Genomic DNA, 26,101 nt, shown 5'->3' with positions numbered 1-26,101 from the left:
CGGACGGCCCTTCAAGGGCGCGCCCGCTGCCAAAGGCCCAGCGATCACTGGATGCTGGTTTGGGCCGGTTCGTTGAGCCAGCTGCCGTAGCGTTCGGTACTGAGTTGAACGAAGTGGTTCACCAGCACCATGAAGAACGCAAACGCCAGGATCGCTATCAGCGCCCTGCGCGGATCGAACAGAAGCCAGATTCTCCACATGATTTCTCTCTCCTTCTCTGATCTGGACCTAGAACCAAGGACGCCAGATCCAGATGAGGATGTGGGCAATGATCGTCAGCCCGAGGAAATACAGGAATCCCTGCATGAAATACTTGTGGAATTCCCTGGCTTCGTTCTCCGTCAATCCGGACAGGGAGCCGCTCCTTTCGCCGTTAGCCATGCGAGTGGCCTCCAACAAGGATGGCCGTGTGGCCGTTACCGCGCTCATCCCACGCGGCGGGGTTCGTCACAGTGCAAGCACCATGACGAGTCCTCTGCCCGGCAGTGCCGGGCAAGAGCTCGGGGATCGCTGCGCGCCGGCCGCCACCGAGATCGGCGGGCCGGCAGGCAGGATCGTATCTGGAGAAAGTCCGGGTCATGCGCTCTGTCCCTCCGCCATAGCGGCCAGGGAGCGTTTCACGCGCTCGACGCCGACCTCCGCTTCGCCGGCGCTCTTGGCATCGGTCTCGATGCGCTCGCGCAGGCGCTTGGCGGCCGAAATCCGCACCAGGAAGGGCTGCCGCTCCAGATGCACTTCCAGCGCGGCGCGGGCCTCCGCACTCCAGCGGCAGGCGCTTGCCTGCGCGCCGCGCGCAGGCGTCGCCTCCACCCGGTCGAGGTCGCTGCTCAGCGGCAGGATGTGGAAGAGCGCGTCGAACAGCGCGTTGCAGTATTCCTGAACGATGTAGGTCGCACCGGCATAGCCCATGAAGGGCGTGCCCGTCGCCCGGCGCACGATTGCGCCGGGGAAGGATGCCGGAATGTAGATGGCGCGGCAGCCCTGCTCGGCGGCGTACATGCGCTCGTTGTAGGAGCCGAAAAGCACCAGTGGCGGCGATTCTCTGAGCGCCGTGCGGACCGCGTCGTTGTCCGGCTTCTTGCCGGCCGTGCGGGCGAAGGAGAAGGTGCAGGGCACCCCCATCTCCTCCTCCAGGAAGCGCTTCAGGCCGCGGGTGTAGGTCGCAGAAGCGACAACCGCGAAAGAGCCGGTGGCGAAGAAGTCCTGCGTCACGCTGCGCCAGAGATCCCAGATCGGCTTGATCGTGCCGTGCTTCTCTTCGGCGATGAAGGGTTCCGGGTCGACACCGGTCAGCTCACCCAGCTTGCGCAGGAAGTTCGTCGTCGCAAAGAGGCCGATGGGCGCCTGCAGGTAGGGCCGGTCCAAAGCTTCGCAGAGCTGGCGTCCGAATTCCCGGTAGAGGCAGACGTTGACCGCGGCATCGCCAAGCCGGGGCACGTCCTTCACGTGGGCGCCCAGGGGAAAGACCAGGTTCACCTCGCAGCCGATACCTTCGATCAGGCGGCGGATCTCCGCCAGGTCCGAGGGCATGTTGAAGGTGCCGTACATCGGGCCGATGATGTTGACCAGGGGCTTGGCGCCTTCGGGCCGGGGCTTCGCCGGCCGCTTCGCCGCCTTCTTGCCGCCGAACTCCGACCACAGCCAGTAAAGCGCGCGGTCGGCGCTCTGCCACTGGTCCTCGTCGATGGTGCGCGGCAGGAAACGCCGGAGGTTGGAGCCCTCGGGCGTGACGCCGCCGCCGATCATCTCGGCGATGGAGCCGGTGACCACAACGGCCGGCTGCTTCTGGTCCTGGGTGCCACTGGCCCGCCGCAGAGCCTCTTCCGTCCCGCTCATGGTGAGCTCGTCTTCGGACAGTCCGGTCACCACGACAGGCAGTTCGTGGGGCGGCAGGGCGTCGGTGTAGTGCAGGACCGCCGTCACCGGCAGGTTCTCGCAGCCGACGGGCCCGTCGATGACCACACGCAGGCCCTTGATCGCCGAGAACGCATAGACGGCGCCCCAGTAGCCCCCCGCACGATCGTGATCGAGGACCAGCATGGTCAGCCGCCTTCCTGCACGGCAGTCTGCGGTTCCGCCTGTGCCTTGTGTTTTGCCGGCGCCTTGGGCTTCACCTGTGCCTTGGGCTTCGCCGTGCTGCGCGCAGGGGCCTTTTCCGGCGCGGCGGGCGCTTCTGTTGCGGTTGCCTTGGGGGTCTCCTTCTTGGGAGGCCGCGGTCCGTAGCCCGCGGCATCGCCGCTGCCGACCCCATCGAAGAAGGCGGTCATCTGCCGGAAGCGTTCGCGGCCGCGGGTCTGTGCCGCCACGATGCCGGCCAGCGCGCCGGCCCCGGCAGGCCCGAAGAGCGGGCGTGCCGAAACCATGTTGGTAAAGTAGATCGCCGGCACGCCCTCTTCCTTGGCAGCCTGCACCAGGGGCGTGGTCCCCAGCGCGAGATCGGGCTTCACCTCGCGCATCGCCGCCAGATCCTGCTCCAGCGCGGCGCGGTACTGCACATGGGTTCCCTGCGCCGCAAGCCATGCGCGGTCGGGCTCGCTCCAGGGCGTCTTCGGACAGGCGGTGCCGACATAGGGCACCTCTGCCCCGGCCTCGATCAGCAGGCGCGCGACCAGCAGTTCGGAGCCTTCGTAGCCGGACACGGTGATGCGGGCCTTTATGGGATTGGCGGCCAGCACTGCACGGATCGCCGCCAGGCTCTGCGCCTTGGCGGCATCGACGCGCTCCGCCGCCACCCCGGCAGCCGCCCCGACGGCCTGCAGCCAGTCGGCGGTCGCCTCGACACCCACGGGGCCCGAGCCGACGACCGGCCGTCCGGCTGCCTGGAATTCCCGCACCGAGGCGGTATAGAAGGGATGCACTGCCGCCGCGACGCGGCAGTCCAGTGCGCCATAGAGATCCCGCCATTCGCGCGACGGCAGCTGCGGGCCGACAGCCAGGCCGAGCGGCTCCAGCAGGGCGCCGATGCCGACCGGATCGGCCGGGAAGAGCTCGCCGATCAAGCTGACTGTCGGGCGCTCCGCGGCGTCCTGGTCGGCCTGCTGGTTACTCTGGCGCCGGGGCCGCTGCACAGGGCCCTGCTCCGCTTCCGAGCGGGCGTAGCGCAGCATGGCGCCGGCCAGAACGTCCTTGGCTTCCGCATGCGTCGGCACGCCGAAGCCGGGCACGTCGATGCCGATGATGCGCACGCCCTCGATCTCGCGCGGCAAACGGTCGAGCGGGATGCCCGAGGCCGTCGGCACACAGAGGTTGATGACCACCACCGCGTCGTAGAGTTCCGGATTGGCCATCTCGACGACCGCGTTGCGGATGTCCTCGTAGAGCTGCCCCGTGACCAGGGTCTCGGAATTGAAGGGAACGTAGCCGACGGTGCGGCGCGCGCCGTAGAAGTGCGAGGTAAAGGTCAGGCCGTAGACGCAGCAGGCCGAGCCCGAAAGGATCGTCGCCGTGCGCCGCATGCGTAGGCCGACCCGCAGGGAGCCGAAGGCCGGGCACATGGACTGCGGCTGATCGTGCGGACCCTTGGGATAGTCCTCGGCCAAGCGTTCCAGAGCCGCCGTCTTGCCGGCCGCCCTGGCGGCGTTCAGCAGGGTCTCCTGGCCACCGTGGCAGCCGCCTGCAACGCTTTCCGTCGCTGCTGCGTCGGGCGGCTTCGTCGGCAGATGATCGTCGGAGCGCATCGCGGTCAGACCCCTTCGTAGACGACTTCGAGGGAGGGCTTTTCGACGATCTCGCCCGCGCACATGTCTTCCGGGGTCGCCGGGTCGAGGACCACGTCACGCCCCACCGCCTCGCTGGCGAAGAGGCCGAGAAGCGCGTCCTGGGTCAACGGCGTCGGCGTCTGCGGCCCGGCCCCGGCTGCCTGCTGGGCGAGTTCCTCGAACAGAGGAGCCCAGTCCCCACCGGGCTTGCCGACGATTTCGTAGTTGGCGCTCTTGCGCCGGATGTCGTCGTGCGCCGGGATGGCCGCGAGAACGGGGATGCCCACCGCCTCGGCAAAGGCCTGGGCCTCGCCGGTGCCGTCGTCCTTGTTGACCACCATGCCGGCGACGCCGACATTGCCGCCCAGCTTGCGGAAATAGTCGACGGCCGAGCAGACGTTGTTGGCTACATAGAGCGACTGCAGATCGTTGGAGCCGACGACGATGACCTTCTGGCACATGTCCCGGGCGATCGGCAGGCCGAAGCCGCCGCAGACCACGTCGCCCAGGAAGTCGAGCAGCACGTAGTCGAAGCCCCAGTCATGGAAGCCCAGCTTCTCCAGCAGTTCGAAGCCGTGAATGATGCCGCGCCCGCCGCAGCCGCGCCCGACCTCCGGGCCGCCCAACTCCATGGCGAAGACGCCGTCGCGCTTGAAGCAGACGTCGCCGATCTGGACCTCCTCGCCGGCAAGCTTCTTCCGCGAGGAGGTTTCGATGATGGTCGGGCAGCTGCGCCCGCCGAACAGAAGCGACGTGGTGTCGCTCTTGGGATCGCAACCGATCAGCAGCACCCGCTTGCCCTGCTGCGCCATCATGTAGGAGAGGTTCGCCAGGGTGAAGGACTTCCCGATGCCGCCCTTGCCGTAGATGGCGATGATCTGGGTCTCCTTCGTCACCGGCGCCGTGGAGACAGGGTCAGGGCCCTTGGCCGCTTCGGCGCGCAGGCGCGCATCCATCTCCGCCGTCGTGCGCGGTTCGGAAGCCGATGGCTCGGAAGCAGATGGCTCGGAAGACGGAAGGGTCGCGCCCGAAACATCCTGGGTTTTGGTTGTTGCCTGGGTCTTGGTCATTGCCTGGGTCTTGGTCACTGGCAGTGCCTCCAATCGAGAACCATCTTCAGGCAGGAGGAGTCGTTGAACGCGGTGCGGTAGGCAGGCTCGGCCTGCGCCGCCGCCTCGCGATGCGTGATCAGACCCTCCAGGGAAAGCCGCCCCGACCGGACAAGGTCGCTGACGGCCGCGAGGTCGCCATCGCGCCATTCCGCCGCGACCCTGATCCGCGCCTCGCGGATGAAAGCCGGCGGAAAGGCGAAGGAGAGGGGCTGGCTGTAGAATCCGGCCAGGGTGATCTCCCCGCCAGGTGCGAGGCGGCCGATGAGACTGTCCAGCAGGCTGTGATCGCCGGAGACATCGCAGATTCTGGCGTAGTCCTGGCGCGGGTCGTCATCGGGGTTGACGACCGCATAGCCTTCACCGCCCTGACTGCGCAGCGGGCTGCGCTCCCAGACCGTCGGGGCCGTCGCGCCGAGAATGAGCGCCAGACGCGCCACGAGACGCCCCAGGACACCGTGTCCGACGACGAGATCGGGAATGCCGTCAACGATGGCGTGATGGGCGGTGGCCGCCAGGGCCATGAGGACGCCCCGCTCGCCAAGCCCGGCATCCAGCGCGATGACCCGCTCGCCGGCCACCACAAGGCGCGCCGCGGCGCCGCCGAAAAGGCCCCTGACGTCGCCGAAGCAGCGCGCGCCGGGAACGAAGACGAACTCGCCCACCCTGGCGCCGGACCGGCTGCCTGCCTCGGTCACCCAGCCGACCGACTCGTAGCCGGGAACCAGAGGATAGCCCATGCCCGGAAACGCCGGCATGTCGCCGGACCATAGCAGGCGCTCGGTTCCCGTGCTGACCCCGCTCCAGGCCACGTCGACGACGACGTCCTCGGCCCCGGGCGGCGACAGCTCGAGCCGATCGAGGACCAGATGCTCGGGCTTTTGCAGGACAACGGCGAGGGTTTCCAAGGGTGCTCTCCATGCCCTGTGGATCAGGGCTTATGGCTCATCTTTCGATCGACTGTCAGCTTATATAGACACTCTGGAATGTCAAGTTAACAGAACACATGCGGGTGTCAGCTTTTTGGGACCTCTGCGACAAGCACGCGGGCCAGCAGGGGGGTATGGGTCGCGCGCAGCCGGGGATTCGCAAATCCGGCAGCCTCCGCAAGGCGGCCGATACGCTCGGGCGTGCGCGGACAGCCACGCCCCATCGCCAGCAGGTAGAACCCGAAGTAGGCGTCGCCGCTCGCCTCGGCCCCGCGGGTCTGGGCCATCGGTTCCGCCACCAGCAGGGTTCCGCCGGGCGGCAGCGCCCGGCGCACCGCGCGCAGCAGCGTCAGCACGGCATCGTCCTCATGGTCGTGGAGCACACGCACGAGGGAAACGATGTCGGCGCCAAGCGGCAGGGCGTCCTTCAGAAAGTCGCCGCCGTGGGTCTTCAGGCGGTCGGCGAGGCCCAGACCGGCGAAGCGTTGCTCGGCCCGCCGGGCGACCGCCGGCAGATCGAAGAGCATCAGTTCCAGTTCCGGCGCCGCCGCGGCGGCAGCGGCCAGAAAGGCCCCCTCGCCGCCGCCGACGTCGAGCAGGCAGCGGTGCCGGCCCAGCGCATAGGCATCGAGAACCTCGGCCGCCACCATCGGCTGCGAGACCGCCATGAGACGGCTATAGCCGGCAACCGAGTCGCCACCCAGCGCATCGGGCGCTTCACTGTCGGCATAGGGCCAGAACTGCGCGAGCGCCTGACCGCCGCGCTCCCCGCGCAGCAGGGCGACGGGATCGCGCAGGTCGGCGTAGAGCATGCCATGATGCTCGACCATCGCCGCAATGCCGGGATTGCCCACAATCGCAGCGCCCAGGGGACCGAGGCCGTAGCGCCCGCCACCGCGGGTCGCAACCAGCCGCAACGCCACGGCGGCGTCGAGCAGCCGCGCCGCGGCCTCTTCGGTCAGACCGAGGCGCCGGGCAAGGTCGGCACGCCCCTGCGGACCTTCTGCCAGGATTGCGAAAAGATCGAGACGCACGGCGGCGGCGAGCACCTGCGTGTAGACAAAGCCGGCGCAGAGATCGAAGAGCGCGCGGCTGCGTCGGCGCACGATAGGCCGCGTCAAGGGGAAGCGCGCGGCCCAGCGCTGAAAGCCCGGATTTGCGAGCAGCCGGTCGCGCGCGCCCAAAAGCCGGTCGTGCAAGGCGCGCAGGTTGGCCGGCGCGGCCTGCGGGACCCCTGAGCGATGGGTGGCGTCGGCTAGGCCGCGCGCCGGAGCTTCTTCGGTAGGAATCGCTGCGCCTCCTCGATGATGCGCAACCGCAGGGCCCTGCGCCCCGGACAGAGCGGGATCGACTCGGCTGCCGCCACGACCAACGCCTCCAGGCGGTCGATCGCACCGTCCAGGCCAAGCGCATGAACGGCGTTGGGGCGTTGATGGGCCGCATCCTGACCGACCGGCTTGCCGAGTTCGTCCGGATTGCCGAAGACGTCACGGATGTCGTCGGCGACCTGATAGGCCTCCCCGAGTCCCTCGCCCAGCGGGCGCCAGGGTGCAGGCTCGTATCCCGCCGCCGCGGCTCCGGCCATGGTCGCCCCGGCAAAGAGGGCGCCGGTCTTGGCGCGCTGGTACTGCGCCAGGTCGAGCGCGGGTTCGCATTCCCAGGCCTGGCCGGCCGAAATCCCATGCGGTGTCCCAACCGCTGCGCCGACGATGCGCAGCAGGGCGGAGAGGCGCTGCGGCTGTGCCGCGGCGCCACGCCCCAGAACCTCGAAAGCCATGACGATCAGCGCGTCCCCGGCCAGAACGGCGAGACGTTCGTCAAAGGCTTTGTGAACGGCGGGTTTGCCGCGGCGCAGGTCGGCATCGTCGAAGCACGGCAGGTCATCGTGAACCAGCGACGCGCAGTGCAGCAGTTCGACCGCCGCTGCCGACGCGGCGGCAATGTCGGAAGCGCCTTCGCCGCAGGCACTGGCCACCGCAAGACAGAGCTGGGGGCGGATCCGCGCGCCTCCCGGAAAAACGGCGTGGCGCATCGCGGCAGCCAGGCGCGGCGGGTGCCCGGGGGCCTCGCCGGCAAGCAGCGCGGCGTCCAACACCGCATCGACCCGATTGACCGTCTTCATGCTGCCCTCCCGCGCTTGTGCGTCCACATCAGCCTCGACTGTCATTTTTAATTGTCACATAATACTGTCAGATAGATTGGACAGTTCCGCATTGCTTGTCAACGGCCTTGCCCGACAGGCCGGACGTCCGCAGAGCCAACAACGCCGGCAGCACCGGAGGGAGCGCCGGGGAGAGCGCCGGGGAGAGCGCCGGGGAGAGCGATGGTGGACAGAGACCGTGTCATCATTGTCGGTGCGGGCATCGCCGGCCTCGTGGCGGCCGTCGAGCTGGCGCGGCGCGGCCTGCAGGTCACGCTGCTGGAACGGGCCGCGGCGCCGGGCGGCAAGATGCGCGAGGTCATGGTGGGCCCGGCAGCGGACCGCCGGGCGATCGACGCAGGCCCGACGGTCTTCACCATGCGCTGGGTCTTCGACGAGATCTTCGCCCGGGCCGGCACGGCGCTGGAGGACCATGTCGCGCTGCAGCCGGTTGAGGTCCTCGCCCGCCATGCCTGGAGCGCGGACCAGCGGCTCGACCTCTTTGCCGATGCGGCGCGCTCCGCCGAGGCCATCGGCGATTTCTCCGGGGCTGCGGAGGCGCGCCGCTTTCTCGCGTTCTGCAAAGAGGCCGCAGAGGTCTACACCACGCTGGAAGCCTCCTTCATGCAAACACAGCGCCCCAGCCCCGTCAGTCTGGTGCGCAACGTCGGCTGGCGCGGGCTCGGCGGGCTTTTGCGTATCAAGCCCTTCGAAACTCTCTGGTCGGCGCTCGGCCACCACTTCCACGATCCCCGCCTGCGCCAGCTCTTCGGCCGCTACGCGACCTACTGCGGGTCCTCGCCGTTCGCCGCGCCGGCAACCCTGATGCTGGTCGCCCACGTGGAGCAGCGCGGCGTCTGGCTGGTCGAGGGCGGCATGCAGCGCCTGGCGGAGGCCCTCGCCGCACTCTCTGAGAGCTTGGGCGCCACATTGCGTTACGGGGCCGAGGTGCAGGATGTGAAAGCCGCCGGCGGCCGCGTGTCGGGCGTCGAACTGACAAGCGGAGAGGTGCTGAGCGCCGACGCCGTGGTCGTCAATGCCGATGCAGCAGCGGCGGCGGCCGGCCTGCTGGGCCAGGACGTCGCCGCGGCGCTCCCAGCGGCCAGTCCTTCCGGGCGCTCGCTCTCCGCGGTCACCTGGGCCCTCACGGCAAAGACCGAGGGTTTCCCCCTGCTGCGTCACAACGTCTTTTTCTCTGGAGACTACGCCGCCGAGTTTTCGGACATCTTCGACCATCAGCGGGCGCCGCGAATGCCGACCGTCTACGTCTGCGCTCAGGACCGCGGCGACCCCGGCGACCCGCACCCGCAAGGGCCCGAGCGTTTGCTCTGCCTGATCAACGCACCTGCCGGCGGAGACGGTCCGCCCCTCGACGGCCCCCTCGACGGCCCCCTCGACGCCAAGGAGATCGAGTCATGCGCGCAAAGAGCATTCGACCGGATGGAGCACTGCGGCCTGCGCATCGAACGGCAGAGCGCGGCGATGGCCGTGTCGACGCCGCAGGACTTCAACCGCCTGTTTCCCGGCAGCGGCGGGGCCCTCTACGGGCGGGCCTCGCACGGATGGCAGGCAGCCTTCAACCGGCCGGGGGCACGAACCCGCCTGCCCGGGCTCTACCTGGCCGGGGGCAGCGTGCATCCGGGCCCGGGTGTGCCGATGGCGGCGACCTCGGGCCGGCTGGCGGCGGAGAGCCTTCTCCAGGAACTGGATTTACAGTCGACGTCGCTGCCGGCGGCTATGCCTGGTGGTATCTCGATGCTCTGAGCGACGACGGCCGCCATGGCGTGACCGTGATCGCTTTCATCGGCAGCGTTTTCTCGCCCTACTATGCCTGGGCGCGGCAGCGTGGAACCGCCGATCCGCTGAACCACTGCGCCGTCAACGTCTCGCTCTACGGACCGCGCGGCGGCCGCTGGGCGATGACGGAGCGGGGCGGCGGCGCCCTCAGCCGCGACGCGCAGCATCTGCACATCGGCCCCAGTGCTCTGCGCTGGGATGGTGAGTGCCTGAGCGTCGGCATCGACGAAGTGACCGTCCCCCTGCCGTCACGGCTGCGCGGCAGTCTGCGCCTCTATCCCGAAGCCCTCACCGGCCGAAAGCTGGCGCTGGACCGGGCAGGTCGGCATCACTGGTGGCCTGTGGCGCCGCGCGCCAGGGTCGAGCTCGACTTTCATCAGCCCGCTCTGCGCTGGCAGGGCGGCGGCTACTTCGACAGCAACGCCGGCGCCGTGGCGCTGGAGCAGTCCTTTCACGGCTGGCATTGGTCGCGGGCCCATCTGAAGGAAGGTGCGGCGCTGCTCTATAACGCGCGGGAGCGCGGCGGCACGACCACCTCTCTCGCCCTCCAGGTCGCGAGGGACGGAACCGTCGAGCCCTTTCCCAGCCCGCCGGAAGCGGCCTTGCCGCGGACCCTCTGGCGCATCGGGCGCCAGACACAGGCCGACCCCTCGGCAACGCCGCGGGTTCTGCGAACCCTGCAGGACAGCCCCTTCTACGCCCGCTCTCTGGTGGCGAGCCGCGTGCGGGGCGAGGACGTTACGGCGGTCCACGAGAGCCTCGACCTCAACCGCTTTCGCCATCCCCTGGTGCAGTTGATGCTGCCCTTTCGGATGCCGCGCCGTTCCTAGGACCTCTCTCGGGGCTCGTCTGGGGCGCGCCGTCGCTTTTGCTGACGCTCCACAACTGCCACACGGCCGCGCCCCCGACCAGCAGGAAGAAAAGCGTGATCTCCAGGAAGGCGGCCAGTTCGCCGCTGATGATCCCGCCCGTCATGATTCCACCATCTACGACAAGGCGACGCCGCGCGCACCGTTCAGCCGCCAGATCGTGAAGTTGAGCAGCATCGCAAAACTGACCCAGGCCAGATAGGGCAGCATCATGAGGGCGGCGCCGGAGTGGATCGGATAGAAGGCGACGATCATCGCCACGATGGAGATCCAGAGCAGGGCCATCTCCGCAAGGGCAAGATCGATGCGCTTCAAGCCGAAGAAGAGCGCCGACCACAGCCAGTTCAGAAGCTGCTGAGCGGCGTAGATCGCCAAGGGCAGGGCCGCACCGGCCCAGCCGGCCTCGGCCCAGACCAGCCAGCCCGATACCGCAATCATCGCGTAGAGGATCATCCAGACCGGGCCGAACAGCCATCCGGGCGGCTGCCAGGACGGCTTTTCGAGCCGCTGGTACCACTCCCCGGGCCGGAAATACATCCCGCTGGTAGCGACAGCCATGCAGGCGCCGATGAACAGCAGCAGGGTCAGGTAGCTTGGACCATCCATCGCCTTATCACTTAGCCTGCCCACGCCCGGCGTCAACGCCGCCTGTGGACCGGCCCGCCCCGCTCACGCGCGACGCCACAGTCAGGCCCGACGAACGGCCTGCGTCGCCGCCACCTCGCGGTCGCTGCGCTCCAGCCGCTCGAAAAGCGCGATCATCCAGCAGACGCGGGCACTGAGATCCCACCACGGCAGCACCACCTGCGCCTCTGCGGCCGCCTCGGCCGTCGCATCCGGAAGCGGCGCGACCGCACAAACCAGAAAGCGGGTCTGGTCCAACGCCGGCTGCGCGAGCGCACGGCGCAGCGCGGCCCGGCGCGGCAGCACCGTTTGGCCCGCCGTCCTTGTCAGGGACTTCAGCATCAGGCTCAGCTTGCGCGCGCCCGGCACCACCGCACGTTGGGACAGGCTGTCAAAGCCGTTGTGGGCAACGCATACGCCGATCTCCGCATAGATCAGGCTTGCTGCCAGAATTGCCGGACGGCAGCCCGCGGGCAGTGCGGCGATCCCGGACTCGGCCCTTGCATAGAGCCGCTCCGCGGCCGCCAGCAGGCGGGCGATCACCGAAGCGAGTGCAGGGCAGAACCGCGGCGCGGCGAGCCAGGCATCGGGATCGATGCCGGCTTCGCGCAGCCACTGGCGGGGCAGGTAGAGCCGACCGGCCCTGGCGTCCTCACCGACATCGCGGGCGATGTTGGTGAGCTGCATGGCCACACCCAGATCGCAGGCCCGCGCCAAGGCATCAGCATCGCGCACGCCCATCACGACGGTCATCATGGCACCGACCGTGCCGGCAACCCGCGCGGCATAGGCCTGCAGGTCGGCCAGAGTCTCATACTGGCGGCCCTCGGCATCCCAATGCAGCCCCTCGACGAGCGCCAAAGGAAGGTCGCGCGGCAGGGCGCGGCGCCGCACCATCGCCGCAAAGGCGCGGTCCACCGCATCGTCTTCCGGACGGCCCGCATAGAGGCGCTCCAGCCGTGCCCGCAGCGCGGCCGGGGTCTCAAGCCCGCCCTGCCCGAGATCGACCGCATCATCCGCCGTCCGGCAGAACGCATAGAGCGCGATCGCGTCGTCCCGAACGTCACCGGGCAGCAGGCGGGATGCAGCGTAGAACGAGCGGGACCCTTCGCTCAGCAATTGACGGCAGGCTGCGAGATCGGCAGCGGAGGTGTCAGGATCAGGCAAGGGCTGCTGCATCGGGAACCACCTTGTCGAGAACTTTGGCTGAGGTCAGGACGCCCGGCAGTCCGGCCCCAGGGTGGGTGCCGGCACCGACGATGTAGAGATGTTCGATGTCTTCGCTGCGGTTGTGCGGCCTGAACCAGGCGCTCTGCGTCAGGATCGGTTCCATACCGAAGGCCGCCCCCCGGTAAGACAGGAGACGATCCTGGAAATCCAGCGGGGTCATGAGCCGCGAGGTCACAACGGAATCTTCCAGACCCGGCAGCAGGGTGCTGTCGAGATAGGCCGCGAGACGCTTGCGATATGGCTCCGCCGACGCCCGCCAGTCGACCGCAGCCTCCAGGTTCGGGACCGGCGACAGCACGTAGAACGCATCGCAGCCCGGCGGCGCCAAAGAGGGATCGGTGGCGCTGGGCCGATGCAGATAGAGGCTGAAATCCTCCGCCAGGACCTTGCGCTTGAAGATATCGGCAATCAGTCCGCGGTAGCGCGGTCCCATGAGGATGGTGTGGTGAGGAACGTCTTCGTAGCGCCGTTTGGTGCCGAAGTACCAGAGAAAGAGGCTCATGGAGTAGCGCGTGCGTTCCAGCCGGCGGTCGCTCCAGCGTCGCCGCGCTTCCTCCGGCAGCAGGTTGCGGTAGGTCCAGGCGGTGTCGGCGTTGGAAACGACGACCTCGGCGGGGATCACCTCACCGGATGCCAGGGCGACGCCGACGGCGCGCCGGCCCTTCACAAGGATGCGGCTGACCTCCGCGCCCAGACGCAGGCGGCCGCCCTGCCCGGCGATCAGATCCACGAGGCCGGCCACCAGCCGGCCGGTCCCGCCCATGGCGAAGTGCACGCCCCACTGGCGTTCGAGAAAGGCAATCAGGCTGTAGACCGAGGTCGCGCTGAAGGGATCGCCGCCGATCAGAAGGGGGTGAAAACTGAAAACCCGCCGCAGGCGTTCGTCACGGATGTACTTGGCGACCAGATTGTAAACGCTGCGATAGCCCTGCAACTTCACGAGGTCCGGCAGCACCCGAGCCATATCGGTCCAGGACCCGAAGCTGACATCGCCCAGCTTCTCGAAGCCGATCCGGAAATGGCGCTCGCTGGCCGCCATGAAGCGCTCGTAGCCGGCAACGTCATCGGGCGAGACGCGGGCGATGGCCGCCCGCATGGCCGCAGGATCGCCGGAATAGTCGAAGGTCGCGCCGTCGTCGAAACGGATCCGGTAGAACGGGTCGAGCGGCCTGAGGTCGACATCGTCGGCCATGCGGCGGCCGCAAAGCTGCCAGAGTTCCTCAAAGAGAAAGGGCGCCGTCACGATGGTCGGCCCGGCATCGAAGGTGAAACCGTCCTGGCGGAACACATAGGCCCGCCCCCCCGGGGCGTCCAAGCGCTCCAGCACCGTCACCCGGTAGCCGCGGGCGCCGAGACGCACCGCCGCAGCAAGACCGCCGAAGCCACTGCCAATCACCACCGCATGCGGCTTCTGTGGCGCCTTGGCCGGCTCTGCGGTGGCCGGCGCCCGCGGGCCGACGCCGCTTTCTTTCACAACCGTCAACATTGGTTGACAAGTATATATGTTGTTTTTGATTGACGCCAGCCGCAGAAGCGGCAGCCCCAAAGAATCCCTGCAGGACCGGCGCGGGAGCGGCAGATCAGCCGCGAAGCACCTTCATCCGCTCTGCAAAGTCTGCGATGTGAGCGGCCGTTTCCCCCGGCGCTTCCTCGTGGGCCAAGTGCCCCAGGCCCGACATGGAAACGACCTCGGCCCGGGGGGCCAGCGCCCCGATGCGCTGCGCCTGGGCGGGCGGTATGCTGCGGTCGCGGGCGCCGACGATCAGCAGCAGCGGGACGGAAAGCTGTGGCAGCTGGTCCTCAAGGCGCTCCAGATTCCAGTTCGCCATCATGTCGAGGGCTGCGGCCACGTGGGCCGGCTTGCGCGCAAGGCGGCGATAGAGGCGCGCGCCCTCGGTATCGATGCGTGAGCCCGTTTCACGCAGCAGGCGGTTCACCAGCGAAGGGTCCGCGGCGCCCAAGGAGAAGATCCGCGGCACCGCGCCGCTCAGCGACAAGGCCCGGGCGACCGGCGAAAAGACCCGGCCGGGAAGCCCGCGCAATGCCAGCAGAGCCCCGTTGAGACTGATCATGCCCTTGGCGTCCAGCCGTCCGTCCAGACACATGCGCGCCAGGATCGCCGCACCCGCCGAGTGTCCGGCCACGAGGGCCGGTGAGACCTCCAGCGCCTTCAGCAGCGTCTCGACCGACCGGGCCATCGCCGTCAGGGACATGCGGTGGAAGGGCGCGGTCTGGCTGAAGCCATGGCCCGGCAGATCGGGCGCCACGACGGAGAAGCGTTCCGCCAGGAGTGGCAGAAGGCCACGCCACGAATGGGTCGAGGCGCCGGTCCCGTGCAGCAGCAGCAGACCGGGCCCGGATCCCTGGCACTGAACGTGCCATTCCAGCCCCCCGGCTTCGACAAAGCGGCTGCTGTCACGGTTTGGCCAATCCCGCCCATCCTCTTCCCAGAGCGGGCAGTCGCTCATGACACGGCCTCCGCCGCGCCGGCGTTCTGGACCGCAGCGGACAGGCTGCGGGCATCGGCGCGCGGCAACGCCAGGTAACGCGCGCCCATCTCCGCCGCCAGATCCCGGGCGAAAGGATTGGCCCGCGGGCCGGTATCGATGAAGAGGGTGGCAAGCCCCGCGCCGCGGAGTCTGCGCGCCGCGTGCCGCGCGTCGTCCTCTGCCTGCGCGCGCCCGCCGCTGCCGTCGCGCGATACATTGGCGCGGCCATCGGTGAGCAGCACCAGGCTGGGCGTGCGCCCCTGCCGGTTGACCGACTCCGCCATCACCCGCGCCGCATCGAGGCCGGCGGCCAGCGGCGTGCCGCCGCCGCCGGGCAGGGCCGCAAGCTCCCGCTTGGCGCGCACCAGCGAGCGTGTCGGCGGCAGCAGAACCTCGGCGCCACCCCCGCGAAAGGCGATCAGGGCAACCTGATCGCGCCGCGCATAGCAATCCGCAAGCAGCAGCTCGACGGCGCCCTTCGCTTCCGCCAGCCTGTGCAGGGCCGCCGACCCCGACGCGTCGACCACGAAGATCGTGACCGACTCGCTGCGCTGCTTGAAGCGGACGATGCGGAAGTCGTCCCGCCGCACCTCCATGCGCCTGTTCCCCTCCGCGCCGTCCTGCCGGTCCCGCCGCAGCGGTTGCCAGGGGGCAGCCGTCCGCAGCGTTTCGACGAGATTGAGGCGGTTGCCGCCTGCAAGATCGCCGCGGCGCGTCCCCACCGGCCGCCCGCGGCGGCGGGCAAGCTGCAGGGCGCCGACACGGCCCGCGGCGCTTCGGCCGCGCGGGCGGCCGGCGGCCGATTGCAGTTGGGTCAGCAGGCGCGGCGGGATCGCCGCCTGTGCCGCGGCCAGAACCAGATCTTCGGGCGGCGTGTCGCTGCCCCTGTCTTCACCCTCGCCGTCCTCCGGCGGAGTTTCGGCCTGGTTCTCCTCGGCGGCCGGGGGCTCATCATCGGGTAACGGCAGACGGCTCGCCCGCGGTGCCAGCACCAGGCGGGCCGCGGCCTCGCAGTCGGGCCTGGCCACGGCAGGCCGGCCATGAAGCGCCGCATGAATGCGGGCGAAACCCAGTGCGAGCGCCTCGGCCCGCAAGGACCCCGTGCCGAGCGCGAGCGCGACGCTACAGAGCAGCTCGACATCGCTTTCGGAGGCCTTCACATCCCGGAGCCGCCGGCGCGCACGTGCGATCTCCTCTGGCGCAAAGACACTCTGCGGGCTATCGCCACGGCGCAGGCCGTTCAGATCGATATGCAACGCCAGCCTGTCCGCCAGCGCCGGCGGCACGGCCTCTGAGTCGTCCAGCCCCTCGTCGAGAGCCACGATGCCGAAACGGGTGCGGTGGCGGGCCGTCGTGCCGTCACGCTCGACGGCGACCATGCCGCGGTCGAGCGTCGCCGTCAGACGTGCCGCCGTCGCCGCGGACAGACGCTCGGCGGAGGCGAGGATCAGCAGGCCGCCGTCGCACTCCGCCAACAGCCCGCGTTCCGCCAAGGGTTTGCCGGCCCGCAGGGTCGCGGCCAGGTCGAGCCCGCCGAACAGGCGCCCGTCGGTGACATGCAGCGGCACTCGGCGCCAGGGCGCGTCCGCCGGCTGTCCCTGGCACAGGAGTTTCAGCCACTGGTCACGCAGCGGCGAGGGCGGCGAGCGCAGCACCGCACCGCCGAGCCCCGCCGGATCGACCGCGAGCGCCGCTGCGGCCAGGACCGCATCCGCCCAGGGTGCGGGTGAAGACGCGGGTGAGGGCGCGGGCGCCACCCCGGTCATGCGCCGAAGACCTCCTGCAACGCCCGCTCCACACGAACGCCGGAGCCCGCCTCGTCCAGCGGATCGCGCCGCAGCCGATGGCGCAGCGCGGAAGGCGCGACCCGCCGCAGATGGTCGTCGTTGAGAACTTTCGCCCCCTCCAGCGCGGCCAGAGCGCGCGCGGCGCGGATCATCGTCAACTCGCCGCGCAGTCCGTCGGTCCCGAGCTTCATGCAAAGCTCGGCCACCCGCTCCAGCGCGCCATCAGGCACCTGAATGTCGTCGAGCCGCTGCCGCGCCGTGGTCAGTTTGCGGCGCAGTTGGCCGTCCTTGCGCTTCCACTTAGCGAGAAATGCGGCAGCGTGGCGCTCGAAGTCATCGCGGCGGCGCACCACCTCGACACGGCTGGCGAGGTCTTCCGGCGTGGTGACATCGACCGACAGGCCGAAGCGGTCGAGCAGCTGCGGACGCAGCTCGCCTTCCTCGGGATTGCCGCTGCCGATAAGAACGAAGCGCGCGGCATGGCGGACGCTGAGACCTTCGCGCTCGACCACGTTTTCTCCCGAGGCGGCGACGTCGAGCAGCAGGTCGATCAGGTGATCCTCCAGGAGGTTGACCTCGTCGATGTAGAGGAAACCACGGTGCGCCAGGGCCAGGAGCCCGGGTTCAAAGGCCTTTACGCCGGCTGTGAGCGCGCGTTCCAGATCCAGCGCGCCGACCACCCGGTCCTCGGTCGCGCCGAGCGGCAGGTCGACCACCGGCACCGGCACCGCCTTGCTTTTCAGCTCCGCAGATTTTCGGTTGCGCCGGAGGCCGCAGTCGTCGGCGCAGGCCCGCGGATCCGCTTCCGGATCGCAGTGATAGCGGCAGCCGGCCACCACCTGCATCTTCGGCAGAAGGGCGGCCAGCGCCCGCACGGCCGTTGACTTGCCGGTGCCGCGGTGGCCGAAAACCAGGACCCCGCCGATCGACGGATCGATGACGGCAATCAGCAGGGCCAGCTTCATCTCTTCCTGGCCGACGATGGCGGAGAAGGGATAAGGATCGGCCATTGTCAGACCCCGCCGTCCGTCAGAAGCAAGGGTCTGTTCGTTTCCCATCGGGGCATCGCGCCAGCAGGCCTTCCTCTGTAAAAAGTTGCTCCAGTCATGTTACATCGTTTGGACAGTTGAAAGCGACAGGCTATCTGGACAGTGCGCAGGCGCAGCGCCCGAAGCCCTGCGAACGTCGGTGCAGGGTCCGCGGCGGCGGTTCGCGCGCAGACAGGCGAGAGGGAGTAGGGTGACTCTGATCCAACGCATCACCGGCGTTGTCGCAACCGCACTGGCCCTGTTCTCCCTCTGGCAGCTCGAAAGCGCCCGGGACGGAATCTCCATCGTCCCGCTCCACACCGGGCAGACCCCGGCCACGGTCTATCGGCAACCGGACAGCGACGGGCCCATCGTGGTCATCGCCCACGGTTTCGCGGGCTCCCGCCAGCTCATGGAGGCTTTCGCCCTGACCCTGGCACAGTCCGGCTACACCGCCGTCAGCTTTGACTTTCAGGGCCACGGCCGCAATCCGGCGCCGATGTCGGGAGACATTACACAGATCGACGGAACGACGCGGCTTCTGGTCGCCGAGACGGCGGCCGTGATCGATGCCGCACAGCAACAGTTGGGCCGCACCGCAGAGCCCGTCGCCTTGCTCGGCCACTCCATGGCCACCGACATCATTGTCCGCCAGGCCATCGCCGACCCGCGTGTGCGCGCCGTGGTCGCCGTTTCGATGTTCTCCGAGGCGGTGAGCGCAGAGGCGCCGCAGCGGTTGCTGGTGATCACCGGCGCCTGGGAGCCAGGGTTGCGCAGCGTGGCGCTCGCGGCGCTCCGCCTCGTCGATCCGGGCGCTGCGGAAGGGCAGACCGTCAGCGACCCGGAGAACGGAGTCCTGCGGCGCGCCGTGGTGTCACCGACGGTCGAGCATGTGGGGGTGCTTTACAGTGCGACCTCGCTGCGCGAAGCGCGCGCCTGGATCGACGACGCCTTCGGCCGCGAGAGCAGCGGCCCGGTCGCGGCGACCGGGGGTTGGATCGCCCTGCTCTTGGGCAGCATCGTCGCACTCGCCTGGCCGCTGGTCAGCCTGCTGCCTGAGGGCCGGCGCCCGCCGGACCGGCCGATCGCAAGCACGTTCACAGTGGCAACGGTGCTGCCGGCGGTGTTGACGCCGCTGCTGCTCTACCCCTTGGACCTGCGCGTGCTTCCGGTTCTGGTGGCGGACTATCTTGTGCTCCACCTTCTGCTCTACGGCCTCATGGCGCTTGCGCTGCTTGCCTGGCGCGGCGTCCGTTTCGGGCGCCTGGCGCTCGTCCCGAGCGCCGCCCTCGTCGCCTTCGGGCTGGGCGTTTTCGCCCTGGCGCTGGATCGCTATGCCGCGAGCTTCCTGCCCCCTGCGGAGCGCATTCCCGTCATCCTCGTGCTGGCGCTCGGGGCCGTCCCCTTCATGCTGGCAGACAGCGTGCTCACCGAGGCGGGCCACGCCCGGCTGTGGCGGCGCCTTGCAGCACGTCTGGCCTTCCTCGCCTCGCTCGGCATTGCCGTCGCGCTCGACTTCGAACGCCTGTTCTTCCTGATCATCGTTCTGCCCGTGTTCGTGCTGTTCTTTCTGATCTTCGGCCTCATGGGCCGCTGGGTCGGACAACGCAGCGGCACAGCGATGGCCCCCGGCCTGGCGCTGGGCCTTATCCTCGCCTGGGCCCTGGGCGTCACCTTTCCGCTGGTCGCGGCCTGAAGGTCGTCCCGGCACCGAACGCCGTGAATGGATTTCCAAACCAGCGATCCGTTTGTCGCCGACCGGGACACCACCGACGATCACGGGATACCGCCGACGACCAGGCGCCTCGAGACTCCGGGCTGTCCGACTGATTGCCCGGGTCAGTTTGATCGCGCCCGTTCGGCTGTGATCTGCGGAACGAATCGGGAAGAGCGGGGGCCGAATGCCGTCCCATCCCGTTTTCATTCTGCTTTTCAGGAAGTTATGGCGCGCCCGGGAAGATTCGAACTCCCAACCTTCTGATCCGTAGTCAGATGCTCTATCCAGTTGAGCTACGGGCGCTTGAGGGCCAAAAACGGCGGGGCGGGGCCGCAAAGCGGACCGCGAAGAGGCGGGACATTACTCGAAGCCCCGGTTCCTTGCAAGCGCTTCACCGCGGTGCAAAACCCAAGGAATCTTGCGGGAAACCGCCGCTCTTCCACAGCTTTAGCGCGGGAAATCGCCCTTGTACCCCCAGAATCCATCCTCTACTATCTCGCGAACTTCCCCGGGGGGCTGGGATAGCAATACTCTGTAAAGACTTACATGGTTAATCTGTAAGGACTTACTTGGTTTGGCTGTCCCGTAAATCTGTACGGATATATCCATGTCGAAAAGACGATCCCTGCCCTTTCGTCGGACCGCTGTCGTCGCCGGCGTGCTGATGCTGGCTGCGGCCTGCGCCGCGCCTCAGAACGACCGCAGCACGGCGAGCGACAGCGCCCAAGCGCCTGCGTCCGAGCCTGTCGTCGAGACCGCGGCGGTGCCTGAGGCCGCGCCTGCCGAACCCGCGGCTGCCCCGGCCGCCACCGACTCCAATTCGCCGCCGCCGCCGCAGATCCTGGGAACCACGCAGTTCCGTCCGCCGACGGTCAGCAACATGCGCCCGACCGGCACCGTCGTCGGCAAGAAGATCGAGAGCCTGCGCGGCGATCTGCTGCGCCTGCAGGGGGATCTCTCCTCGGAGAACGACCAGCTTCAGGGCCTGCGGATCTCGGCCCGTCAGTTCGCCGGCAACTACCACTCCCTGAAGGCGGCGATGAACGCCCGCCTGCAGGTCGGCACCACCCCCGGCAACCCGGAACTGGTATCCCAGTGGAACCAGGCCCAGTCGGAACTGCAGCAGGTCGGCGCCTCCATCGCCGCCCTGAACACCCTGGCCAGCCAGGTCTCCGGTACCGCCTCTCTGGCGGCCTTCCTCCTGGAATCGACGAGCACGACCTTTGAACTGCGCGGCGCCGTGGAAGAAGACCACCGCCAGCTCGCGGTCTTGGAGGATGAGGTCAACAAGACCGTGGTCATCATCGACCGCCTGTTGAACGAGCTGACCGACGACATCGCCCGCACGCAGAACTACTTCGCCAACGAGCGGCTGAACCTGACGGCCATGCAGGTCGCCATCGACAACGGCGAATACATCGGCGGCAGCCTCGCCAACCGCTCCTACGGCGTGCCCGCTCCGGCCCCCGCCGGCGGCGCGGCCAGCCAGGTCGGCCAGCGCCAGCCCCTGGCGGTGATCCGCTTCGACGATCCGGACGTGCAGTACGAGCAGGCGCTCTTCACGGTCGTCGGCTCCGCTCTCGAACGGCGCCCCAACGCCGCCTTCGATATCGTCGCGGTTTCGCCCAGCGCCGGCGACGCGGCCCAGGTGGCCCTGGACACGACCCGTTCGCGGCGCAATGCCGAAGGCGTGCTGCGGACCCTCACCTCCATGGGCCTGCCGGCCGACCGCATGACGCTCTCGGCCACCAGCAGCGCCCAGGTCCAGGTCAGCGAAGTCCACGTCTACGTGCGCTAAGGCCACAGTCTCGCAAGCATAGCCTGCGTCTGCCCGGGCCGCCCCGCGGCTGCCCGCATCGTTTTGGCATGGGCGGGGCTGGACCCCCGGCGGTATCGCCCTAGTCTCACTGGGGTTACCAAGAGGGGGCGCCATGTTGCTTGCTTATCCCTACCCGGCAGGGCGCCGAACCGCCCTTTCTCTTTTCCTCGGCCTGCTGCTCTGCCTGGCGGCCGGCGGGCTCGCGCCGCCCGCCAAAGCGCAGGACACCGCCGCGCCGCCGGCCGCGGACCAGGCCGCGATCCTGAACACGATCCAGTCCCAGCTGGACGCCTTCCAGGCCGACGACGGGGCGCGGGCCTTCTCCTTCGCCACGCCGCAGCTGCGCCGCATGTTCCGGACACCGGAAAACTTCATGGCCATGGTGCGCGGCGGCTACATGGCGGTCTATCGACCGCAGTCGGTGGAGTTTCTCGACGCGCGCGTGGTGTCCGGGCGCACCGGACAGGCGGTGCGCTTCGTCGGGCCCGACGGCATCGCCGTCATCGCGATCTACACCATGGAGCGTCAGCCCGACGGCTCCTGGCGGATCGCCGCCGTGCAGCTGGTCCGCACCGGCGAAGTCTCCAGCTGATGTTCGAAAAGGCTCCGCCACAGGAGCCCTGAACCCGGCCCCAAGCGCAGATTTGACAGGCCGCCCCCGACGTCCAATAAAGGCCGCCGCAGGTCCGGACCGGATGCCGGGCACGCGGACTGCCGGGTCAGTGCAACAGGGGGATCGACCACCAATGGTTCAGAAGAACTTTCCCGTTTCCTGGGATCAGCTGCATCGCGATTCGCGCGCCCTGGCGTGGCGCCTGGTGGAAAGGGGGCCGTTCAAGGGCATCGCCGCCGTCACGCGCGGCGGACTGGTGCCGGCCGCCGTCATCGCCCGCGAACTGGATCTCCGGATGATCGACACCATCTGCATCGTAAGCTACCGCGACGACAACACCCAGGGCGAGCTTGAGGTCCTGAAAGGGGTCGGCCACGACAGCGAGGGCTGGCTGATCATCGACGACCTGGTGGACACCGGAAAGACCGCCTCGGTGGTGCGCGAGTTGATGCCCAAGGCCCACTTTGCGACGGTTTACGCCAAACCCGCCGGCCGCCCGCTGGTGGATTCCTTCGTCACCGAGGTCAGTCAGGACACCTGGATCCTCTTCCCCTGGGATTCGGAACTGCAGTCGGTCCCGCCGATCATCCAGAACTCGCGCGGCCTCTAGCGACCGGAAGCGCACCCGTGAACTCTCGGAGCCGGGCTTCGAGCCGGTCCGTTTGAGGGGAGCCGCGGCATCCCTGAAAGGAAGCCTAAAACCCGCCGGCGATGTCTTCCAGAGCGTCGCGGTCCGTCAGTTCGACTTCGTTGTTGGGTAACAGCCGGATCAGGCTGCGCTGCTTCAACTGCGTGAAGGTGCGGCTGACGGTCTCCGTCGTCAGACCGAGGAAGTCACCGATGTCGGTGCGGCTCATCGGCACCGAGACCGGCGACTCGCGCTGGCCGCGCTGACGCGCCCGCCGGGCCAGCAACAGCAGGAAGGACGCGATCTTCTCCCGCGCCGTCTTGCGGCCGAGCAGCAGCATCTGCTCCTGCGCCGCCGCCAGTTCGTTGCTGGCAATGTTCAGGAGCCGCTGTTCCACTTTGGGGAAGCGCTCCATCAGGACTTCCAGCTTCGGGCGCGGGAAACGGCAGAGCTTGCACGGCGTCACCGCCTCGGCGCTGTAGGCATAGTTCTCGTCGTTGGCCAGCCCGAGAAAGTCTCCGGCAAAGAGGAAACCCGTGACCTGGCGGCGGCCGTCCGGCAGCAGCTTGTAAACCCGCAAGGTCCCCTCGGTCACGTTGAAGACATGCTCGGCAGGCTCGCCCTCGTCGAACAGCGGGGTGCCGGCCTCGATCCCGATGTTGGTGACGATGGCCGCCATCTGCGTCTGCTCGATATCGTTCAGCGGCGCACAGATGGTCAGATTGCGAATGGAGCAGGCGCTGCACGGCGAGGGGTCCGAGCCTTCGCGCGGAACCGCGGGCGCAAGGTTGCCTACGTGATTGACATCGAATACGGCCATCTCACCACTCCATCGCCCGACGTGTGCAACGATTCGCGACGGGCGCCGCACGACCCTGAAGAGCTGTGGCAATGACATGGATCAAGGACGCCATCCCGAAATCGACCTCATGGTTCTTATGTTTGGCTGCCCTTAGGATGCTATCGATCTTGCGAAAACTCAATGTCAGTCTTTTGGCCCAGAACGAGGTGGACCGCGCCTATCCCTTGATTCAGGCGGCCCTACCTGGGGCGTCTATAGAAGCTTGGCGAAGCTTCGCAGCAATGCGATTAGGGCAGGACGAGACAAGCAGGACTGGAATCCTATCCGTACACAATGAGCAGTCCTGCATTGTCGGTCTGGGCGCCTACATGACGGTCCACGATCTGCAGCACGGCCCCGTTCTCTTCGCCGATCATCTCTGCGCCATGGATATCATGGACCAGTCGAGCGTCGCCCGGGCGCTGCTGCGCGCCATGGAGCGGATCGCCGAACAGCAGGGCTGCTACGCAATCCACACCTCCCTGCCGCAGAGCGACGTGCGCGAGGCCGGTGGATGGATCACCAACATCTTCCACGAACGCGGCCACTGCGTTCGCGGCCTGCAGATGTGCAAACTGGTGGCCGCCGCCAGCTAAAGCCCGACCGGAGCAGTCTCCGCCCCGTCGGAGCCAAGGAGCAGCGAGTCTTTGCGGACCCGGCAAGGCGCGGGCCCGGCTCCAAGCTTCGACTGGAAATTGCAGCCGCTCTGTCGGATGCTAATGCGGCTCGACCGACCTCGAAGCGGTTTCAGACCGCCTTTCCTCACCGCCACACTCGAGAGGAGCGTGCCATGCTTCGCCGCGCCAACGCCCGCCCCACCAACGCCTGCCCCACCAGCACCCGACGCCTCCGCCCGCTCGCCGCGCTGGCCTTCGCCGCCCTGCTGCCGGGCCTCGCGGGCTGCGCCGCCCCGGCGGAGCAGACGACCACCGCCGTCGAACAGCCGCAGCACATGGTCGCCGCGGCCAATCCGCTCGCAGCCGAGGCCGGGATGGCGATGCTGCGCCAGGGCGGCTCGGCCGTCGATGCGGCCATCGCCACGGCCCTGGTGCTCGGCCTCGTGGAGCCGCAGTCCTCCGGCATCGGCGGCGGGGCCTTCCTGCTGCACTACGCCGCAGCGGACCGCAGCGTCAGCGCCTATGACGGGCGCGAATCCGCACCGCGGGAGGTGGCAGAAGATCTCTTCCTCAAGGCCGACGGCGACCCCATGGCCTTCTGGGATGCGGTGGTCGGCGGCCGTTCCGTCGGAACGCCGGGCCTGCTGCGCATGCTGGAGATGGCACACCAGGAGCACGGGCGCCTGCCCTGGGCCGATCTCTTCGCCCCGGCCATCGCGCTGGCCGAAGAGGGTTTCGCGGTGTCGCCGCGGCTGAACGGCCTGATCGCCGGCGACCGCTTCCTGAAGCGCTATCCCGAGACCGAGGCCTACTTCCACGACGGCCAGGGCCAGGCCCTTGCGGTGGGCACGCGGCTGCGCAACCAGGCCTACGCGGATACCCTGCGCGCCGTGGCCGAGGGGGGCGCCGATGCCTTCTACAAAGGGCAGATCGCCATCGATCTGGTGCAGCGGGTGCGGGCGGCGGCCGGCAACCCCGGCTTCCTCAGCTACGCCGACATGGCGACCTACGAAGCCAAGAAGCGCGCGCCGCTCTGCGCGCCTTACCGCCAATGGCAGGTCTGCGGCATGCCGCCGCCGACCTCCGGCGGCGTCGCAGTGCTGCAGATCCTGAGCCTGCTGGAGCCGAGCGACCTGGCGGCGCTGGAGCCGGCCTCGCCCGAGGCGATCCACCTTGTCGCCGAGGCCAGCCGCCTCGCCTTCGCCGACCGCAACCGCTTCCTGGCCGACAGCGACTTCGTCGCCGTGCCGGTAGAGGCCCTGCTCGACCGGACCTATCTGCGCGAGCGCGCGCGGCTGATCTCGACCGACCGCAGCCTCGGCACGGCGGAGCCGGGCCTGCCGGCGCAGCAGGCCCACAGCCCGCAGCAGCTCAACCCACCCTCGACCTCGCACCTCTCCGTGGTGGACGCGGACGGAAATGCCGTCTCCATGACCGCCTCCATCGAGAGCGCCTTCGGCGCGCGGCTGATGTCCGGCGGCTTCCTGCTGAACAATGAGCTGACCGACTTTTCCTTCCGCCCCTCCGTTGACGGCCAGCCGGTCGCCAACCGGGTGCAGGCCGGCAAGCGCCCGCGCTCCTCCATGTCGCCGACCCTGGTGCTGGACCGCGAGGGCCGCTTCGTCATGGCCATCGGCTCGCCCGGCGGCAGCCGCATCATCGGCTACACCGCCAAGTCGATCATCGGCGCGCTGGACTGGAACCTGTCGATGCAGGAGGCCATCGACCTGCCCAACTTCGTCAACCGCAACGGCGCCACCGACCTGGAGGAAGGGCGCGGCCTGGAAAGCGCGGCCCGGGCCCTCGAAGGGCTGGGCCACGAAGTCAATATCCGCGGCCTCACCTCCGGCCTGCACGGCATCCGCCTGACCGGGGACAGCCTGGAAGGCGGCGCCGATCCGCGCCGCGAAGGCGTGGTGCTGAGCGAGTAGGCAGCCGCCGGAGCAGAGGCCGTAGAACTCCCTGGCTTCGCCGTGGATCGCGGCAAAGGCTGGCACCCCCACCCCAACCCTCCCCCATCAAGGGGGAGGGGGAGTTCTTAAGGCGACCAACAAAGAGACCCCTCCCCGCTTGATGGGGGGAGGTCGGGAGGGGGGTGACCCTCCGCCACCCGCCGAAGCGCTTTGAAACCGGAAGAGGCTTTTCCGCGTAGGTTGAATCAGGCCG

The 26,101-nt window shown here is 68.7% G+C and carries 23 protein-coding genes and 1 tRNA gene; 8 read left to right on the top strand and 16 right to left on the bottom strand.

What is annotated here, in order from left to right; translation table 11 throughout:
* Positions 1-44: 44 nt before the first annotated feature.
* From pufA to ACO06P_RS16295, 8 genes are all read right to left on the bottom strand, one after another.
* Positions 45-200 carry a light-harvesting antenna LH1, alpha subunit gene (gene pufA, locus ACO06P_RS16330; protein ID WP_299399038.1) on the bottom strand — a complete coding sequence of 52 codons (156 nt, stop codon included), beginning with the start codon at positions 198-200 and terminating at the stop codon, positions 45-47.
* A gap of 28 nt (positions 201-228) precedes the next feature.
* Positions 229-381 (bottom strand): light-harvesting antenna LH1, beta subunit, encoded by a 153-nt coding sequence (pufB, locus tag ACO06P_RS16325; protein ID WP_322097080.1) that lies wholly within the window; start codon positions 379-381, stop codon positions 229-231.
* A gap of 195 nt (positions 382-576) precedes the next feature.
* Positions 577-2,040, bottom strand: a complete 1,464-nt coding sequence (gene bchZ / locus ACO06P_RS16320) for a chlorophyllide a reductase subunit Z (protein ID WP_420346288.1) — start codon at positions 2,038-2,040, stop codon at positions 577-579.
* A 2-nt stretch (positions 2,041-2,042) separates the two neighbouring features.
* Complete coding sequence (gene bchY / locus ACO06P_RS16315) at positions 2,043-3,677, bottom strand: chlorophyllide a reductase subunit Y (protein WP_420346287.1); 1,635 nt, start codon at positions 3,675-3,677, stop codon at positions 2,043-2,045.
* Between the two features lie 5 nt (positions 3,678-3,682).
* Positions 3,683-4,654: a chlorophyllide a reductase iron protein subunit X gene (locus tag ACO06P_RS16310; RefSeq protein ID WP_420349652.1), complete on the bottom strand. Its 972-nt coding sequence runs from the start codon at positions 4,652-4,654 to the stop codon at positions 3,683-3,685.
* A 128-nt stretch (positions 4,655-4,782) separates the two neighbouring features.
* The gene (bchC, locus tag ACO06P_RS16305; RefSeq protein ID WP_420346286.1) at positions 4,783-5,715 is read right to left on the bottom strand and encodes a chlorophyll synthesis pathway protein BchC; all 933 of its coding nucleotides are present in this window, start codon (positions 5,713-5,715) and stop codon (positions 4,783-4,785) included.
* 107 nt (positions 5,716-5,822) lie between these two features.
* Positions 5,823-6,842 carry a methyltransferase gene (locus ACO06P_RS16300; protein ID WP_420346285.1) on the bottom strand — a complete coding sequence of 340 codons (1,020 nt, stop codon included), beginning with the start codon at positions 6,840-6,842 and terminating at the stop codon, positions 5,823-5,825.
* A gap of 149 nt (positions 6,843-6,991) precedes the next feature.
* Entirely contained in the window at positions 6,992-7,858 is an 867-nt protein-coding gene (locus tag ACO06P_RS16295; RefSeq protein WP_420346284.1) for a polyprenyl synthetase family protein, read from the bottom strand.
* Positions 7,859-8,059: 201 nt separating this feature from the next.
* Here ACO06P_RS16295 and crtD point away from each other — a divergent pair, with 201 nt between their 5' ends.
* Entirely contained in the window at positions 8,060-9,640 is a 1,581-nt protein-coding gene (gene crtD / locus ACO06P_RS16290) for a 1-hydroxycarotenoid 3,4-desaturase CrtD (protein WP_420346283.1), read from the top strand.
* A gap of 20 nt (positions 9,641-9,660) precedes the next feature.
* Positions 9,661-10,503: a carotenoid 1,2-hydratase gene (locus ACO06P_RS16285; protein ID WP_420346282.1), complete on the top strand. Its 843-nt coding sequence runs from the start codon at positions 9,661-9,663 to the stop codon at positions 10,501-10,503.
* A 156-nt stretch (positions 10,504-10,659) separates the two neighbouring features.
* Here ACO06P_RS16285 and ACO06P_RS16280 read toward each other — a convergent pair whose 3' ends face one another.
* The 6 genes from ACO06P_RS16280 to bchI all read right to left on the bottom strand — a co-directional run bounded on the left by ACO06P_RS16280 (position 10,660) and on the right by bchI (position 17,682).
* The gene (locus tag ACO06P_RS16280) at positions 10,660-11,148 is read right to left on the bottom strand and encodes a TspO/MBR family protein (RefSeq protein ID WP_420346281.1); all 489 of its coding nucleotides are present in this window, start codon (positions 11,146-11,148) and stop codon (positions 10,660-10,662) included.
* 81 nt (positions 11,149-11,229) lie between these two features.
* Positions 11,230-12,345 (bottom strand): phytoene/squalene synthase family protein, encoded by a 1,116-nt coding sequence (locus ACO06P_RS16275; RefSeq protein WP_421935130.1) that lies wholly within the window; start codon positions 12,343-12,345, stop codon positions 11,230-11,232.
* Complete coding sequence (locus ACO06P_RS16270) at positions 12,326-13,870, bottom strand: phytoene desaturase (RefSeq protein ID WP_421935129.1); 1,545 nt, start codon at positions 13,868-13,870, stop codon at positions 12,326-12,328. Before ACO06P_RS16270 ends, ACO06P_RS16275 begins: the two co-directional genes overlap by 20 nt.
* A gap of 106 nt (positions 13,871-13,976) precedes the next feature.
* Positions 13,977-14,864 carry an alpha/beta fold hydrolase BchO gene (gene bchO / locus ACO06P_RS16265; protein ID WP_421935128.1) on the bottom strand — a complete coding sequence of 296 codons (888 nt, stop codon included), beginning with the start codon at positions 14,862-14,864 and terminating at the stop codon, positions 13,977-13,979.
* On the bottom strand, positions 14,861-16,651 hold the full coding sequence (locus ACO06P_RS16260) for a magnesium chelatase subunit D (protein ID WP_421935127.1): 1,791 nt from the start codon (positions 16,649-16,651) through the stop codon (positions 14,861-14,863). The genes bchO and ACO06P_RS16260 overlap by 4 nt, the downstream gene beginning before the upstream one ends.
* Positions 16,648-17,682, bottom strand: a complete 1,035-nt coding sequence (gene bchI, locus ACO06P_RS16255) for a magnesium chelatase ATPase subunit I (protein ID WP_421935126.1) — start codon at positions 17,680-17,682, stop codon at positions 16,648-16,650. Before bchI ends, ACO06P_RS16260 begins: the two co-directional genes overlap by 4 nt.
* Before the next feature lie 229 nt (positions 17,683-17,911).
* Between bchI and ACO06P_RS16250 the strand changes: the two genes are divergently transcribed.
* Entirely contained in the window at positions 17,912-19,396 is a 1,485-nt protein-coding gene (locus tag ACO06P_RS16250; RefSeq protein ID WP_420346273.1) for an alpha/beta fold hydrolase, read from the top strand.
* Positions 19,397-19,643: 247 nt separating this feature from the next.
* On the opposite strand, the gene ACO06P_RS16245 is transcribed toward ACO06P_RS16250, so the two are convergent.
* Positions 19,644-19,720: transfer RNA gene (locus ACO06P_RS16245), tRNA-Arg, on the bottom strand.
* 304 nt (positions 19,721-20,024) lie between these two features.
* Between ACO06P_RS16245 and ACO06P_RS16240 the strand changes: the two genes are divergently transcribed.
* The 3 genes from ACO06P_RS16240 to gpt all read left to right on the top strand — a co-directional run bounded on the left by ACO06P_RS16240 (position 20,025) and on the right by gpt (position 22,459).
* Positions 20,025-21,215 carry a hypothetical protein gene (locus ACO06P_RS16240; RefSeq protein ID WP_420346272.1) on the top strand — a complete coding sequence of 397 codons (1,191 nt, stop codon included), beginning with the start codon at positions 20,025-20,027 and terminating at the stop codon, positions 21,213-21,215.
* Between the two features lie 133 nt (positions 21,216-21,348).
* On the top strand, positions 21,349-21,828 hold the full coding sequence (locus ACO06P_RS16235; RefSeq protein ID WP_420346271.1) for a DUF4864 domain-containing protein: 480 nt from the start codon (positions 21,349-21,351) through the stop codon (positions 21,826-21,828).
* 154 nt (positions 21,829-21,982) lie between these two features.
* Positions 21,983-22,459: a xanthine phosphoribosyltransferase gene (gene gpt / locus ACO06P_RS16230; protein WP_420346270.1), complete on the top strand. Its 477-nt coding sequence runs from the start codon at positions 21,983-21,985 to the stop codon at positions 22,457-22,459.
* An 85-nt stretch (positions 22,460-22,544) separates the two neighbouring features.
* Here gpt and ACO06P_RS16225 read toward each other — a convergent pair whose 3' ends face one another.
* Positions 22,545-23,297, bottom strand: a complete 753-nt coding sequence (locus ACO06P_RS16225; RefSeq protein ID WP_420346269.1) for a cyclic nucleotide-binding domain-containing protein — start codon at positions 23,295-23,297, stop codon at positions 22,545-22,547.
* A 350-nt stretch (positions 23,298-23,647) separates the two neighbouring features.
* Between ACO06P_RS16225 and ACO06P_RS16220 the strand changes: the two genes are divergently transcribed.
* Complete coding sequence (locus ACO06P_RS16220; protein WP_420346268.1) at positions 23,648-23,914, top strand: hypothetical protein; 267 nt, start codon at positions 23,648-23,650, stop codon at positions 23,912-23,914.
* Positions 23,915-24,108: 194 nt separating this feature from the next.
* Positions 24,109-25,866, top strand: coding sequence for a gamma-glutamyltransferase (ggt, locus tag ACO06P_RS16215; protein ID WP_420346267.1), 1,758 nt, complete (start codon positions 24,109-24,111; stop codon positions 25,864-25,866).
* Positions 25,867-26,101 lie beyond the last annotated feature (235 nt).

The sequence above is a fragment of the Pelagibius sp. genome, assembly GCF_965227505.1.
GTDB lineage: Bacteria > Pseudomonadota > Alphaproteobacteria > Kiloniellales > Kiloniellaceae > Pelagibius.
Note: the sequence above shows the minus strand (reverse complement) of the source record. Positions and strands in the feature narration are given on the sequence as shown.